This is a genomic window from Aliiroseovarius sp. (assembly GCF_965228805.1).
In the GTDB taxonomy this organism is placed as follows: Bacteria; Pseudomonadota; Alphaproteobacteria; order Rhodobacterales; family Rhodobacteraceae; genus JASBTN01.
This window is the reverse complement of sequence record NZ_CBDDIE010000003.1, coordinates 3,211,641-3,226,142: the sequence shown is the minus strand read 5'-3', so window position 1 is coordinate 3,226,142 and position 14,502 is coordinate 3,211,641. Positions and strand designations below refer to the sequence as shown.

Genomic DNA, 14,502 nt, shown 5'->3' with positions numbered 1-14,502 from the left:
GGCAAAACATCCTCATGGAAGCGATCTTCGACCAGGGGGCATTCGCCCCGCCGCCCGCCGAGTTCAACATGGCCGCCCATGTGTTGGCCCATGCCCAGGACCTGGGTGACAAGATGGCCCTGTCGATCCTGGGACAGGGCGACGAGCACTGGACCTACAGCCAACTCGACCGGGCTGTGCGCGGCATCGCAGGCGGGCTCCTGGCGCGCGGGCTGACGCCTGGGTCTCACGTGCTCATGCGTCTGGGCAACAACGTGGATTTCCCACTGGCCTTCCTGGGCTGCATCGCCGCCGGGCTGGTGCCAGTGCCGACCTCGTCGCAGCTGACCACGCCCGAGATCACCAAGATGGCCGCGGTGCTGGATCCGGCCCTGGTGATCGCGGGCGAGCGCATTGCGGTGCCCGATCCCCTGCCCTGCGCCACGCTGACCTCGGCCGAGTTGCATGGCTTGGCTGACCACGCGCCCGCACCCTTCGATATGGGCGACCCGAACCGCCCGGCCTACGTCATTTTCACCTCCGGCACCTCTGGCGTGGCCCGCGCCGTGACCCATGCCCACCGCGCAATCTGGGCGCGGCAGATGATGCACCAGGGCTGGTACGGCATCAGCGCCGAGGACCGGCTGATGCACGCGGGCGCCTTCAACTGGACCTATACCTTGGGCACCGGGCTGATGGACCCGTGGAGCGTTGGCGCCACCGCCCTGATCCCGGCCCCGGGCACGCCTGCCAGCGCCCTGCCGGGGCTGATCGCCAACCATGGCGCGACCATCTTTGCCGCAGCCCCCGGCGTCTATCGCCAGATGATGAAAGCCGAGCTGCCCACCTTCCCAGCCCTGCGTCACGGGCTGTCGGCGGGTGAGAAACTGCCCGCAACCACCCGCAAGAACTGGGAAAAAACCACCGGGACCCCGATCCACGAGGCCTTCGGCATGTCGGAATGCTCCACCTTCGTCTCCGGCGCGCCGGGCCACCCGGCCCAAGAAGGCACGCTGGGCTATCCACAGGTGGGCCGCCGGGTTGCGGTAATCGGCGCGGATGGCCCCGTGGATTTCGACACGCCCGGCATCCTGGCGGTGTCGAACCGCGATCCCGGCTTGATGCTGGGCTATCACGGCGCCCCGGACGAAACCCGGGCCAAGTTCAACGGCGAATGGTTCCTGACCGGCGACACCGTGTCGATGACCGCCGATGGCGCGATCACCTACCTCGGGCGCGGTGACGACATGATGAACGCGGGCGGCTTTCGTGTTTCACCGATCGAAGTCGAGGCGGCGATGACCACCCATCCCGGCGTGCATGAAGCCGCCTGCGCCGAGGTCTCGGTCAAGGCGGATGCCAGCGTGATCGCCTGTTTCTACGTGCCCGAGGACGCGCCAGTGGACGAAGGGATGCTCGCCACCCACGCCCACGAACGCCTCGCCCATTACAAATGCCCGCGCATCTTCGTGCCCGTCGAGGCCCTGCCCCGTGGCGCGAACAACAAGATCCTGCGCCGGGAGCTGCGGGCCGAGTTCGAACGGGAATGACATCCCTACGCCACATATCCTTCGCCAAGGCCCTGCGCGGTGCAGCATGCCTGCTGATCGGTTTGACCGTGGCCGCCCCCGCCGTCCAGGCCGCATGTTTGGACCACGGTTCACCTTCCTTCGCGGCCTCCGCCCCCAAAGTCCGCCTGTGCATCGGCCAGGACTGCGAGCAGGCCCAGCTCCATCGCTCCTGCGGCAATGTCCACTACGCAGCGGAGGAGTACGAAACGGAAGCGCATATCTGGAATTTCCGCATTCGGGTCAACGAGGGAGTTGAAACCGAGTTCTCTGTCGAGCGCCGCCCGGCGAACCCCGAGGATGTTCCCCTTACGATCGTCGATGGACGCCCGACACGACTGCTGGAGGGCAAGCCCGTGGAACAAGGCATTCTGGAGCAACTGACCTGCGCGCCGCTCGGCGCCCAAGACGGATGCGATTTCGTTGAACGCGTTCTAGCCGGGGTAAACTGAGGGCTCGGCTGGGCGTTTGGCTTGCAAGGCGCACAGGCACCTGCGCGCCCATGCACATTGCGGGCCTTCCCCCGCCTCCCGATCCCGGATAGGACAGGGACAAAGGAGCGCTAACATGATCCCTCTGCACATCTTTTCCGACCCGATTTGCCCCTGGTGTTATATCGGCAAGGCCCGGCTGGATCGCGCGCTGGAGGCCCGTCCGCAGCATCCGCTGACGATCCAGTGGCACCCGTTCCAGCTTAACCCTGACATGCCCGCTGGCGGCATGGACCGGCGCGAATACCTGGAGGCCAAGTTCGGCGGCAAAGAGGGCGCCGTGCGGGCCTATATGCCGGTGGTCGAAGAGGCCGCGGCCTCCGGCCTGGAGATCGACTTCGAGGCCATCAAACGCACACCCAACACGCTGGACGCACACCGCCTGATCCATTGGGCCAGCATCGAGGGTCGCCAGACCGCCGCCGTGTCAAAGCTCTTCAAGGGTTATTTCAACGAGGGCCGCGACATTGGCGACCGCGCCACGCTGGCCACCATCGCCGGTGAAATCGGCATGGACGGTGACATGGTCACCCGCCTTCTGGCCAGCGACGCCGATGCCGATGACATCCGCGCCCGCGACGCGGATGCGCGCCACAAGGGGGTGAACTCGGTTCCGACCTTCGTCATCGCCAACCAGCATGTCGTGCCCGGCGCGCAGCCCACGGATCTGTGGACCCAGGTGATCGACGACATCTCCGCCCAGATTGAGGCGCAAAGCGGCGAGGAGCCATGATCACCGCCCACCTGCCCTCCGGCTATCTGCTTGGGCGTGGGATCAGGGCGCGGGGCTGGTTGATGGGCGCCGCCGTTCTGGGCGCGGTCTTTCCGGACTTTGACCTGATCTGGTTCTATGGCGTGGACGGTCGCGCCTTTCACCATCACCTTTATTGGGTGCATATGCCTGCCTTCTGGCTGGTGACCGGCGCGGCCCTCTTGACGGTCCTGCGCCTGGCCGCCCCGGGCGCCCTGCCCTTCGCGGCGGCCTTCCTGGCGGGCGTTGCCCTGCACCTGGTGCTGGACACATTCGCGGGCGGCATCGCCTGGGCCTGGCCGGTCAGCAATCACCTGACCACCCTGGTCGCAGTGCCCGCCACGCAAAGCCATTGGCTCCTGTCCTTCATCCTGCATTGGTCCTTCCTGCCGGAACTTGCCATCTGGGCCGCGGCCCTGTTTTTGTTTTTCAAGCGAAAGCTCTCGTAATGCGTATTCCCGCCCCCACCAAGCCCCTGGGCCTGGTCGAATTCGTCGCCCTCATGGCGATGATGTTCGCCACGCTCGCCTTTACCATCGACTCGATGCTGCCGGCGCTGCCGCAGATCGGCACCGAGCTCAGCCCGGATGACCTGAACCACGCCCAACTGGTGATCGGCGCCTTCGTGCTGGGCATGGGGGCGGGCCAGCTCTTCATGGGTCCGGCCTCGGACAGTTTCGGCCGCCGCCCTGTCGTGCTGGTGGGCATGGCGATGTATGTGCTGGCGGGCTGGGCCGCACTGGGGGCGGACAGCCTGACCGCACTGCTGGTCTGGCGCTTTGCGCAAGGGTTCGGCGCCTCGGCCCCGCGCACCGTGGGGGTGGCGATCACCCGCGACCTCTATTCCGGCCGCATGATGGCACGGGTCAGCTCGTTCACCTTCATGGTCTTCGTCATGGTGCCCGCCATCGCACCCTATGTCGGCCAGCTGGTGATCAACGCCTGGGACTGGCGGTCGATGTTCGTGGTCTACATGCTGGTGGGCGTGGCCGTCGGCGGTTGGTTCCTGTCGCGCCAGCCCGAGACCTTGTCGCCGGAGGCCAAGAAACCCTTTACCGTCGCCCGCTTTGCCCGCGGCGTGCGCGAGGTCTTCTCGATCCGTCGTGTGGTGATCCATATCGGCGTGCTAACCTTGGGCTTCGGGCTGCTCATGGCCTATATCTCGACCGCGCAACCGATCTTTGTCGACGCCCTGGGCGCAGGCGAGGACTTCCCGCTGTTCTTCGCCGCCATGACCCTGATCGCCTCTCCCGCGGCGCTTCTGAACGCGCGGCTGGTCATGCGCATGGGCATGTCACGGCTGGTCTCGATCACCTATGCGAGCCAGGCCGTGCTGGCCTCGGTGCTCTTCCTGGTCTGGTGGAGTGGCATGATCCCCGGCAGCTGGGAGATCTGGGTCTTCTTCGCCTGGAGCTGCACCGTCTTCCTGATGAACGGCTTCAACTTCGGCAATCTGAACGCGCTCGCGATGGAGCCCCTGGGCCATGTCGCTGGCACCGGCTCGGCGCTGATCGGCGCCACCTCGACCATGCTCGCCGTGGTGCTGGCGGTGCCCATTGGCCTGGCCTTCAACGGCACCCCCCTGCCGATGATCGGCGGGGCGGCAGTGCTGTCGGTGCTGGCCTGGTTGGGTATGAAAATGGCCGGGCCGGATCAGCCGGTGGATTAAGCCACAGCCGCCGCCCGTGCCTGCATGCGTGTTCGCAGCATGCCAGCCGAGCCAATCTGGATGAAATAGGCGACCATGACCGGCAGAATGAAGGTCGGCCCGTAAGTGTCGATCACGAAGACCGCCAGGATCAGCGCGAGCGTGATATAGCGCGTGGCGATGTGCCAGAAGACCGCGCGGCCCTCGGCGTCATTGGCGGTCAGGAAGCGCGCGGCAGTAAAGGCCACGGCGTAGAAGGCGCCGGTCGCAAGGATCGCGCGCAGAAGCGCCTCGATCGGCACTTCGAACAGCAGCTGCGAGGTGGTGAGGCTGAACAGGTAGAAGACAATGCCGAACATGGTCGCCTTCGAAATTGTCGGCATGTGTTTCTCCTTGAAGGCCACCAAGCCCGGCAGCCAGGCGCGGGCAATGCGCGACAGGATGAACGGGATCACGATCAGAATCACGAAGGGGCCAAAGGGCCTGACCTCGCGGCCGGTGGACAGGCCCTCGGCCGCGCCCAGGTCGGGGGCCGGGAAATAGCCGCTCATCAGCGGGTAATATTGCGCAAAGATCAGGGTGACGGGCAAAAGCAGTGCCAGGTTCAGCATGAAGAGGATGAACCCCAGCTTGGGGTTCGCGCCTGAGGTCTTGATCCACATCATCACCATGCCCCCGCCCGGCAGCAGGGCCAGCAGCATCAGCGCGCCAGCGATGCCGAGATCGCCGCTGGCAAGCCCTATGACCAGCGCGGCGGCGGGCATCAGCAGGTAGTTGATCCACAGGTTCGCACCTATTGCGCCCTTCTTTTGGGTCACCAACCGCATGTCCGAGACATTGAAGTTGAACAGCGACGGCGTGACCAGAAAGATCCCCGCCACCAGGCAGACCGCCGAGGAAAAGGCAAAGCCCCCTGTCAAATAGCCGGTGGCCAGGCCCAAGACGATGGCGGTGACGACAAGGATGATCTGTTGCATGGGCGCGCTCCGTGGTGTTGCGCCTCATATATTATATATTCCAAATATTGCAAGTTGGAACCGGAGGGCGTTATTTCTGCGCCTTGGCCTTTGCCTTCTCTTCCTTGACCTTCATCGCAAGATCCTGGGCGATGGCAAAAGCGCCCTTGATCTTGTCCGAGGTCTTCTTCCAATCCCGCCGCACCACGATCTTGTTGTCGCGCACCTTGGCAAGCCCGTTCTGCGCGTTGATGAAATCCACCAACCCGGCGGGCGAGGCGAACTTGTCGTTGTGGAACTGGATCGTCGCGCCCTTGGGCCCGCCGTCCAGCTTGGCGATCCCCGCCCGTTTGCACATCGCCTTGATGCGCACGACCAACAGCAGCGTGTTGACCTCCTTGGGCAGCTTGCCGAACCGGTCGATCAGCTCGGCGGCGAAACCTTCCAGCTCGACCTTGGTGGACAGGCCCGACAAGCGACGATACAGCCCCAGACGCACGTCCAGATCCGGCACGTAGTCATCCGGGATCAGCACCGGCACGCCCAGATTGATCTGCGGTGCCCAGGTGTCGTCGGCCTCCGACAAGCCTTCCATCTCGCCCGATTTGATCTTGGCAATCGCCTCCTCGAGCATCTGCTGGTAAAGCTCATAACCCACCTCACGCATCTGGCCGGACTGCTCCTCACCCAACAGGTTCCCTGCCCCGCGAATGTCCAGGTCCTGGCTGGCCAGCGTGAACCCGGCCCCCAGCGCATCCAGAGACCCCAGCACGCGCAGGCGCTTTTCGGCTGTCGCCGTCAGCGGCACGCGCGGTTTCGTCGTCAGATAGGCATAGGCGCGGGTTTTCGAACGGCCCACGCGGCCCCGGATCTGATAAAGCTGCGCCAAACCGAACATGTCGGCGCGGTGGATGATCATCGTATTGGCGGTCGGAATGTCGATACCGCTTTCGACGATGGTCGTCGCCAACAGCACGTCATACTTGCCGTCGTAAAAGGCGTTCATGCGGGTGTCGAGCTCACCCGCCGCCATCTGCCCATGGGCCACGACAAAGCTGACCTCCGGCACATGGTCGCGCAGGAATTCTTCGATTTCCGGCAGGTCCTTGATGCGCGGCACAACAAAGAAGCTCTGCCCGCCGCGGTAATGTTCGCGCAGCAGCGCCTCCCGCAGGGTCACGCTGTCGAATTCCGACACATAGGTGCGGATCGACAGCCGGTCGACCGGCGGCGTGCCGATGATCGACAGGTCGCGCACGCCGGACAGGCTCATCTGCAAGGTGCGCGGGATCGGCGTGGCGCTCAGCGTGAGCACATGCACGTCCGAACGCATTTCCTTCAGCCGTTCCTTGTGCCCCACCCCAAAGCGCTGTTCCTCGTCGACGATCAGCAGGCCCAGCTTGTCAAACCGCACACCCTTCGCCAGCAGCGCATGGGTGCCCACGACAATATCCATCGTGCCACGCGACATGCCCTCGCGGGTCAGGTTGGCTTCCTTCTGCGAGACGAAACGCGACAGCTGCCCAACTTGAATGGGAAAGCCCCGGAACCGTTCGGAAAAGCTCTTGTAATGTTGACGCGCCAGCAGCGTGGTGGGCGCGATCACCGCGACCTGCAGGCCCGCCATGGCCGCGACGAAGGCCGCGCGCATCGCCACTTCGGTCTTGCCGAACCCGACGTCGCCGCAGATCAGCCGGTCCATCGGCATGCCCGAGGCGATATCCTCAATCACATCGGAAATGGCTGACAGCTGGTCTTCGGTTTCCTGATACGGGAAACGTGCGCTGAACTCCTCCCAGGCGTGATGCGGCGCTTCCATGACGGGAGCCTTGCGCAGGGCGCGTTCGGCCGCGAGGCGGATCAGCTTGTCGGCCACCTCGCGAATGCGTTCCTTGAGCTTGGCCTTCTTTGCCTGCCAGGCTCCGCCACCGAGCTTGTCCAGAAGGCCGCTTTCATGGCCAAACTTCGACAGCAGCTCGATGTTCTCGACCGGCAGGTACAGCCGGTCCCCGCCCGCGTATTCCAGCAACAGACATTCATGCGGCGCGCCGGCGGCGGTGACGGTTTCCAGCCCGATGTAACGCCCGACGCCGTGGTCGACATGCACGACCAGGTCGCCTTGGCTGAGGCTCTGCGCCTCGGTCAGGAAATTCTCCGCCCGTCGCTTGCGTTTCGGCGCGCGGATCAGGCGGTCGCCCAGCACGTCCTGTTCGGAAATCACGGTCAGGCCCGCACCTTCGAACCCGTGTTCCAGCGGCCAGACCGCCAGATAGACGCCGCCCTGCGCATCCGGCACGTCGCGGAAGTCCTTGATCTGCGCGGTGGCGGTCAGGCCCTCGTCGGCCAGAAGCCCCTGCAGACGTTCCCGCGCCCCTTCGGAGTAGGAGGCGACAACCACCGGCCCCTCCCCACGCTTGGCCTTCACGTGATCCGCCAGCGCTTCGAACAGGTTGACCTTTTCCTGCTGCCGTTCCGGTGAGAAATTGCGCCCGATGCGCCCGCCGCCGTCCAGCACACCCGCGCCGGTCGATTGCGGCAGGGCCACGGTCTGCACCACACGGCGGCCCGCAAGCGCGGCCTCCCAGGCGGGATCGTCCAGGTACAGCAGTTCCGGCGGGCAGGGTTTATAGACCGTGTCCATGCGGTTCTTGGCGGACATGGCGATCTTGCGGGTCTCATACTGATCCGCGATGCCTTCCCAACGGGACAGCCGCGCGGGCGTCAGTTGATCATCCAGCAGGATCGGCGCGTCGGGCAGGTAGTCGAACAGGGTTTCCAGCTTTTCATGGAAGAAGGGCAGCCAGTGTTCCACGCCCTGATGCTTGCGCCCGGCCGACACCGCCTCATAGAGCGGATCGTCCGACCCCGCCGCGCCGAACTCGACGCGGTAGTTCTGGCGGAACCGGGTAATGGCTGCCTCGTCCAGGATGACCTCGGACACCGGGGCCAGTTCGACCACCGACAGGTTTTCGGTGGTCCTCTGTGTGACCGGATCAAACCGGCGCGCACCGTCCAGCACGTCGCCAAACATGTCCAGCCGCACCGGGCCCGTGTCGCCCGGCGGAAAGATGTCGATGATGCCGCCGCGAAAGGCAAAGTCCCCCGGCTCCATCACCGTGGGGCTTTGGGAAAACCCCATGCGCACCAGGAAGTTGCGCAGTGCCTTTTCGTCCACCTGGTAACCCACCTGCGCCACGAAACTGGCGCCGCGCAGCACCTCACGGGCGGGCAGGCGCTGGGTGGCGGCATTGAGCGTCGTCAGCAGCACGAAGGGCCCGGAGATGGCCCCTGAGACCAGCCCCGCCAGCGTCGCCATACGCGCGGCCGAGACATCGGCGTTCGGGGACACACGATCATAGGGCAGGCAATCCCAGCCCGGGAAACTCAGCACCGGCACATGGGGGGCAAAGAACGAAAGCGCGGCCTGCATCGCCGCGAGCCGCTTGTCGTCGCGCGCCACGTGAATGACCGGGCCGGTGCCGCGATCGAGTTCCTTGAGCAGAAGGCGGGCATCGAACCCCTCGGGCGCACCCGAGAGCGTGATATGGGTGGGGCCAGCCATGTCAGATTGCTCCCAGCGGGCCAGCCATCATGTTCTGGAACATGCCGAAAAGTGAAGTCACGAAGATCGCGATCATGCCAACCACCTGGGTCTGAATTCGGTGGCGTACCAACCGTTTGCGCAGAGCCTCGCCGATCAGTTGCTGGTCATGAATGATCCGCGCGGAGCTGAGCGACAACAGCCCGACGATGGTCATCGGGAAGGCCAGAAAGAACACCGCCTGGGCAAACTCGACCCAGTACCAGAACCCCAGAATCACCAGGGAGGTCAGGACGGCGCAGACAAATCCCAAGAGCCACAGCCCGGCCACCCCGGCGATATACAGAAGCCGGTTGCAGTTGATGCGCACCATGTCTTCCAGATCGCGTTCAGCCTCGCCGCCCTGACGCGCGGCGCGCTGGATCATGTCGTAGGGCACTCCCAGCACCCAATGGCTGGCCGAGGACCAGAGCACGGCCAGCGCGATCCAATACCACAGATTGGAAAAGGATCGCATGTCGATCAGCTCGAATACGGCGGAGTAGAAGTCCACGTGCCTGCCCTTGTTGTTCTTGGCGTCGTTTCGGCGCGACATTAACGCCCGGGCGCCGGGTTTGCCAGCCCTTGAGATACGCGCGCGCACATGGCAAGCACGTGGGGAAAACTCCGAGGAGCCAAGCATGAGCCGTACCGTCGCCCCCTTCCCCGCCACCCGCCTGCGGCGCAACCGGAAAAGCCCCGCGATCCGCGACCTGGTGCGGGAGAATACGTTGACGGTCGGCGACCTGATCTGGCCGGTCTTCGTGATGGATGGTGAGGACGATGAAACGCCCATCGCCTCCATGCCCGGCGTGTCGCGCCTGACCACCGACCGGGTGGTGAAGGCGGCGCGCGAGGCGGCTGACCTGGGCATTCCGGCGATCTGCCTCTTTCCCTATACGGACCCGGCGCTGAAGACGGTGGAATGCGAAGAGGCCTGGAATCCCGACAACCTGTCCAATCGCACCATTCGCGCGGTGAAGGACGCGGTGCCCGAGATCGCGATCATGACCGACGTGGCGCTGGACCCCTATAATGCAAACGGGCATGACGGGATCGTGCGCGATGGCGAGATCGTGAATGACGAAACCGTCGAGGCCCTGGTCAAGATGGCGCTGGCCCAGGCCGACTGCGGTGCCGACATCCTGGGCCCGTCCGACATGATGGACGGACGCATCGGTGCCATGCGCACGGCCTTGGAGGCCGCGGGGCACACGAACGTGGCGATCATGTCCTACACGGCGAAATATGCCTCGGCCTTCTATGGCCCGTTCCGCGATGCGGTCGGTGCCTCGGGCGCACTGAAGGGCGACAAGAAGACCTATCAGATGGATCCGGCCAATACCGACGAGGCGCTGCGCCTGGTCGAACGCGACCTCATGGAGGGCGCGGACATGGTCATGGTCAAGCCCGGCATGCCCTATCTGGACATCTGCCGACGGGTGAAGGATGGGTTCGGCGTGCCAACCTTCGCCTATCAGGTGTCGGGCGAATACGCGATGCTGATGGGCGCGGCGGAGCGCGGTTGGCTGGATGGCGACAAGGTGATGCTGGAGAGCCTGATGGCCTTCAAACGGGCGTGCTGCGACGGCATCCTGACCTATTTCGCGCCGCGCGTGGCGAAGATGCTGCAGGGCTGATCAGGGATTGCGCCCCGGCCCCTCACGCGGCTGCGCCGCTTGTGTCCGGGTCGCGAAGCCGGGGGGCCAGCCCCCCGGCCCCCCCAGGATATTTACGGAAAGATGAAAGGCTTAGGCCTTCTGGATGAAGTCAACCAGCTGAGCGGTTGAGCCGTCCTTGCCGTCTGTCGTTTCGGACCCCGCTACGATCGGCTCCAGCGCAAGAGCCAGTTCCTTGCCCAGCTCCACTCCCCATTGGTCATAGGAGTTGAGGCCCAATACCGCCCCTTCGACGAACACCCGATGTTCATAGAGCGCGATGATCTTGCCCAGGGTGGCCGGGTCGAGCCGTTCATAGATCAGCGTTGTCGACGGGCGGTTGCCCGGGAAAACACGGTGGCGCGCCTGGCGGTCAAGCTCGGCGCCTTCCAGCCCCTTCGCGGCCATCAACGCGCGGGCCTCGTCAAGGCTGCGCCCCTTCATCAGCGCCTCGGATTGCGCGAGGCAGTTGGACAGGAGAAGCCGGTGCTGATGCGCCAGGTCGGGTTCGTGCCCCTTGGCAGCCACCATGAACTCGCAGGGCACTACGGAGGTGCCCTGGTGAATGAGCTGATAGAAGGCGTGCTGACCGTTGGTGCCCGGTTCGCCCCAGACCACGGGGCCAGACGGCAGGGTCAGATCCCTGCCATCCATCGCCACGCGCTTGCCGTTACTCTCCATTTCAAGCTGCTGGAAATAGGCCGCCAGCCGCGACAGGCGCTGGTCATATGGCAGCACCGCACGGGTCGGGTAGCCGCAGACCTGGTGGTGCCAGAGCCCCACCAGCGCCAGCATCAGGGGCATGTTGTCAGCCCCTTCCGCCTCGCGGAAATGGCGGTCCATCTCATGGCCGCCCGCCAGGAAGGCGCGGAAGTTTTCCGGCCCCACGGCGAGCATGATCGACAGCCCGATCGGCCCCCAGAGCGAATAGCGCCCGCCGACCCAATCCTCGAAGCCAAAGACACGCGCGGAGGGAATGCCCCATTCGGCAGTCTTTTCTTCATTGGACGAGAGCGCCGCGAAATGATCGCCGGGCGTCTCCACAGCCGAGGCCAGCCAGTCGCGCGCGGTGGCGGCATTGGTCATGGTCTCGATCGTGGTAAAGGTCTTCGATGCCACGATCACCAGAGTCGTGGCCGGATCCAGCCCTTTCAACGTGTCATGAATATGTGCGCCGTCCACATTCGAAACGAAATGACAACGCGGCCCATCGTGATATGGGGCCAAAGCCAGACAGGCCATGGCAGGACCCAGGTCAGAACCGCCAATACCGATGTTCACCACATCGGTAAAACGCCCCTCCGCGCGGACCTGTCGGGCGAAGGCCTCCATCCGGTCAAGCGTCTCATGCACCTCGGGCAGCACGTCCTGACCGTCCACCAGAACCGGCTCCGGGCCCGGGTCGCGCAGGGCGGTGTGCAGCACCGCGCGTCCCTCGGTTTCGTTGATCTTTTCGCCGGAAAACATCGCCGTGCGCTTGATGGCGACTCCGGTCGCGTCCGCCAATTCGATAAGCAATTTCAATGCCTTGTCGTCGATATTTGTCTTGGACCAGTCAAACAGCATGCCACAGGCGCGGGTTGAGAACGCCCCGGCTCGACCGCCGTCAAACAACCCTGCGATGGAGCGGTCGGCCACAGCAGCCTGATGGGTCTTCAACCGGTCCCATATCTCAACAGCCATGAGGTCTCCTATGCGGCCCAATGCACGTCCATGTCAGACAACATGGCGGCAATTGGTGCCTCGTGCGGTTTCAGTTTTGCAGCGCGCTCCAGCGCCTCGCGCTTCTCGGCCCCAAAGATCAGGAGGTGTTTCGACAGCGCGCCATTCAACACCGGCGCGGTCAGGGTCATGCGGGGTTCCGGCGCACCCGGGGCGCGCATCGGTAAGAGCGGCGGCGCCTCGGGCGACAGTGCGTCCTCCAGCAGGTCCGCGCCCGGGAAAATCGACGCGGTGTGCATGTCTGCGCCCATGCCCAACAGCACGACGGTCAGCGGCGTCACCGCCTTGATCCCGGCGGTGAGCTTGTCGAGCCCACCCTCGGGCGTGCCGGTCTCGGCGTAGAGCGGCACCAGATTGGCGGCCGCAGCCCGGCCGGTCAGCAGGCGCGCGCGCAACAGGCGCGTATTGGAGCGATCGGATGCCTCCGGCACCCAGCGTTCATCCGTCAGCAGCACATCGACCCGATCCCAGTCGAGCTTGACCCCGGACAGCCCGTCGAAGACCGGCCCCGGCGTGGTGCCTCCGGGCACTGCCAGCGAGACCCGCTCCTGGTGCTGCAACCCCATGGTCAACTCGCTCGCCAGCCGGTCCACAAGGTTCAAAATCAAGAAATCCCGATCAGGATACTCTTTGAAATTCATTGTCTTAGCTCCCTCCAGCGCCGTCCGTCACGATGCAGAAGGATAAGCGCATCCTCAGGCCCCGTCGAGCCGGGTTCATAGGGGTGCGGCCTGTCGCCACGGGCCTGCCAGCCCTCGATGATCGGGTCAGTCCAGGCCCAGGCGGCCTCGACCTCGTCACCACGCATGAACAGGGTCTGGTTACCACGAATGACATCCATGATCAGTCGCTCATAGGCGTCGGGCACATCGGCGACCTCCTCGCCCAGGGCCTCGGCAAAGGTCATGTCCAGCGGCACGTCGATCAGACGCATGCCGCCCGGCCCCGGCTCCTTGATGGTCACGCGCAGGTCCATGCCCTCGTTGGGCTGCAGGCGAATGGCAAGCTCGTTCGCGCTCTGCCCGGTGTCGCTTTCAAAGATCGAATGCGGCGGTTCCTTGAAACGCACAACGATCTCGGAAACCCTTGTTTTCAAACGTTTTCCCGTGCGCAGATAGAAGGGCGTGCCGTTCCAGCGCCAGTTGGCGATATGCACGCGCATGGCAATGAAGCTTTCGGTGCGGCTGTCGGGATTCTCCGCCTCGTCCACATAGGAGGCCGTGTCGGCGCCAGCCTGGTACTGGCCGCGCACGATGTCCTCAGGGTCGACCGGATCCAGTGCACGGATCACCTTCAGCTTTTCGTCACGCACCGCGTCTGGATCGAATTTCGAGGGCGGCTCCATCGCGGTCAGGCAAAGCAGCTGCATCAGGTGGTTCTGCACCATGTCCCGCATAGCGCCAGACTTGTCGTAATAGCCGCCTCGCCCCTCGACGCCGACGCTTTCCGACACCGTTATCTGGATATGATCGACGTATTGCGCGTTCCACAGCGGTTCGAACAGCATATTGCCGAAACGCAGTGCCATGAGGTTCTGCACCGTCTCCTTGCCCAGGTAGTGGTCGATGCGATAAATCTGTGTTTCATCAAAGTGTTGCGCCAAAGTATCATTCAGGGCACGCGCTGTTTCCTGATCGTGACCGAAGGGTTTTTCCACCACGATCCGTGCGTCCGGGCCAGCACATTTGTTGGTGTGGAGCCGTTCCGCGATGGGGCCGAACAAGCTGGGCCCGACCGAGAAATAGAAGGCCTGCACCATGTCCTTGCGCATCTTGGATTTGAGCTCGGACCAGCCATCCGTACCGAGGGCGTCGAGTGTAACATACGACAAACGCTCAAGAAACTCGGCCAAGACCGCGGGATCGCATTTGCGTTCCGAGACGAACTCGCGCACCGCATCAGCCACAAAATCGCGAAAGCCCTGATCGTCCATCTCGCTGCGGGCGGCGCCGATGATGCGCGCCTCCTCCGGCATCTGCCCCGCCCAGAAGCGGCGATAGAGGCCAGGCAGGATCTTGCGGCGGGCCAGATCGCCCGTGCCGCCGAAGATAACGAGGTCGAACGGATCGACCGGGATGACGCGAGCAACCATGTGCCTCAGCTCCTGTTAGCGCTAACGCGGCCCTTCTAGCCGAGTGTTGTCACAAAG

General features: G+C 64.4%; 12 protein-coding genes. 6 read left to right on the top strand and 6 right to left on the bottom strand.

Annotation, left to right across the window (positions count from 1 at the left end; genetic code table 11):
• Positions 1-14 precede the first annotated feature (14 nt).
• The 5 genes from ACO07D_RS16945 (at position 15) to ACO07D_RS16925 (ending at position 4,458) form a co-directional block, all read left to right on the top strand.
• Positions 15-1,529, top strand: coding sequence for a class I adenylate-forming enzyme family protein (locus ACO07D_RS16945; protein ID WP_421704109.1), 1,515 nt, complete (start codon positions 15-17; stop codon positions 1,527-1,529).
• Positions 1,526-1,999, top strand: coding sequence for a hypothetical protein (locus ACO07D_RS16940; RefSeq protein ID WP_421704108.1), 474 nt, complete (start codon positions 1,526-1,528; stop codon positions 1,997-1,999). Before ACO07D_RS16945 ends, ACO07D_RS16940 begins: the two co-directional genes overlap by 4 nt.
• 115 nt (positions 2,000-2,114) lie before the next feature.
• Positions 2,115-2,771 (top strand): DsbA family oxidoreductase, encoded by a 657-nt coding sequence (locus ACO07D_RS16935; RefSeq protein WP_421704107.1) that lies wholly within the window; start codon positions 2,115-2,117, stop codon positions 2,769-2,771.
• Entirely contained in the window at positions 2,768-3,238 is a 471-nt protein-coding gene (locus tag ACO07D_RS16930) for a metal-dependent hydrolase (RefSeq protein WP_421704106.1), read from the top strand. The genes ACO07D_RS16935 and ACO07D_RS16930 overlap by 4 nt, the downstream gene beginning before the upstream one ends.
• Positions 3,238-4,458, top strand: a complete 1,221-nt coding sequence (locus tag ACO07D_RS16925) for a multidrug effflux MFS transporter (RefSeq protein ID WP_421704105.1) — start codon at positions 3,238-3,240, stop codon at positions 4,456-4,458. The genes ACO07D_RS16930 and ACO07D_RS16925 overlap by 1 nt, the downstream gene beginning before the upstream one ends.
• Here the strand turns inward: ACO07D_RS16925 and ACO07D_RS16920 are convergent.
• The 3 genes from ACO07D_RS16920 to ACO07D_RS16910 all read right to left on the bottom strand — a co-directional run bounded on the left by ACO07D_RS16920 (position 4,455) and on the right by ACO07D_RS16910 (position 9,529).
• A complete protein-coding gene (locus ACO07D_RS16920; protein ID WP_421704104.1) occupies positions 4,455-5,414 on the bottom strand; it encodes a hypothetical protein in 960 nt (319 codons plus the stop codon). The two genes, ACO07D_RS16925 and ACO07D_RS16920, sit on opposite strands and share 4 nt — an antisense overlap.
• Before the next feature lie 70 nt (positions 5,415-5,484).
• Positions 5,485-8,955, bottom strand: a complete 3,471-nt coding sequence (gene mfd / locus ACO07D_RS16915; protein ID WP_421704103.1) for a transcription-repair coupling factor — start codon at positions 8,953-8,955, stop codon at positions 5,485-5,487.
• A gap of 1 nt (position 8,956) precedes the next feature.
• Entirely contained in the window at positions 8,957-9,529 is a 573-nt protein-coding gene (locus ACO07D_RS16910) for a component of SufBCD complex (protein ID WP_421704102.1), read from the bottom strand.
• Positions 9,530-9,614: 85 nt separating this feature from the next.
• Between ACO07D_RS16910 and hemB the strand changes: the two genes are divergently transcribed.
• Positions 9,615-10,613, top strand: coding sequence for a porphobilinogen synthase (gene hemB, locus ACO07D_RS16905; RefSeq protein WP_421704101.1), 999 nt, complete (start codon positions 9,615-9,617; stop codon positions 10,611-10,613).
• Between the two features lie 111 nt (positions 10,614-10,724).
• Here hemB and pgi read toward each other — a convergent pair whose 3' ends face one another.
• The 3 genes from pgi to zwf are packed head-to-tail and all read right to left on the bottom strand — an operon-like array spanning position 10,725 to position 14,445.
• Positions 10,725-12,314: a glucose-6-phosphate isomerase gene (gene pgi, locus ACO07D_RS16900; protein ID WP_421704100.1), complete on the bottom strand. Its 1,590-nt coding sequence runs from the start codon at positions 12,312-12,314 to the stop codon at positions 10,725-10,727.
• Positions 12,315-12,322: 8 nt separating this feature from the next.
• On the bottom strand, positions 12,323-12,994 hold the full coding sequence (gene pgl, locus ACO07D_RS16895; RefSeq protein WP_421704099.1) for a 6-phosphogluconolactonase: 672 nt from the start codon (positions 12,992-12,994) through the stop codon (positions 12,323-12,325).
• Positions 12,991-14,445 (bottom strand): glucose-6-phosphate dehydrogenase, encoded by a 1,455-nt coding sequence (gene zwf, locus ACO07D_RS16890; RefSeq protein ID WP_421704098.1) that lies wholly within the window; start codon positions 14,443-14,445, stop codon positions 12,991-12,993. The genes pgl and zwf overlap by 4 nt, the downstream gene beginning before the upstream one ends.
• Positions 14,446-14,502: the final 57 nt, after the last annotated feature.

Excerpts from the sequence above, each read along its gene's own strand:
- ACO07D_RS16945 (WP_421704109.1), top strand. The coding sequence starts at position 15 with ATGGAAGCGATCTTCGACCAGGGGGCATTCGCCCCGCCGCCCGCCGAG.
- ACO07D_RS16940 (WP_421704108.1), top strand. The coding sequence starts at position 1,526 with ATGACATCCCTACGCCACATATCCTTCGCCAAGGCCCTGCGCGGTGCA.
- ACO07D_RS16935 (WP_421704107.1), top strand. The coding sequence starts at position 2,115 with ATGATCCCTCTGCACATCTTTTCCGACCCGATTTGCCCCTGGTGTTAT.
- ACO07D_RS16930 (WP_421704106.1), top strand. The coding sequence starts at position 2,768 with ATGATCACCGCCCACCTGCCCTCCGGCTATCTGCTTGGGCGTGGGATC.
- ACO07D_RS16925 (WP_421704105.1), top strand. The coding sequence starts at position 3,238 with ATGCGTATTCCCGCCCCCACCAAGCCCCTGGGCCTGGTCGAATTCGTC.
- ACO07D_RS16920 (WP_421704104.1), bottom strand. The coding sequence starts at position 5,414 with ATGCAACAGATCATCCTTGTCGTCACCGCCATCGTCTTGGGCCTGGCC.
- mfd (WP_421704103.1), bottom strand. The coding sequence starts at position 8,955 with ATGGCTGGCCCCACCCATATCACGCTCTCGGGTGCGCCCGAGGGGTTC.
- ACO07D_RS16910 (WP_421704102.1), bottom strand. The coding sequence starts at position 9,529 with ATGTCGCGCCGAAACGACGCCAAGAACAACAAGGGCAGGCACGTGGAC.
- hemB (WP_421704101.1), top strand. The coding sequence starts at position 9,615 with ATGAGCCGTACCGTCGCCCCCTTCCCCGCCACCCGCCTGCGGCGCAAC.
- pgi (WP_421704100.1), bottom strand. The coding sequence starts at position 12,314 with ATGGCTGTTGAGATATGGGACCGGTTGAAGACCCATCAGGCTGCTGTG.
- pgl (WP_421704099.1), bottom strand. The coding sequence starts at position 12,994 with ATGAATTTCAAAGAGTATCCTGATCGGGATTTCTTGATTTTGAACCTT.
- zwf (WP_421704098.1), bottom strand. The coding sequence starts at position 14,445 with ATGGTTGCTCGCGTCATCCCGGTCGATCCGTTCGACCTCGTTATCTTC.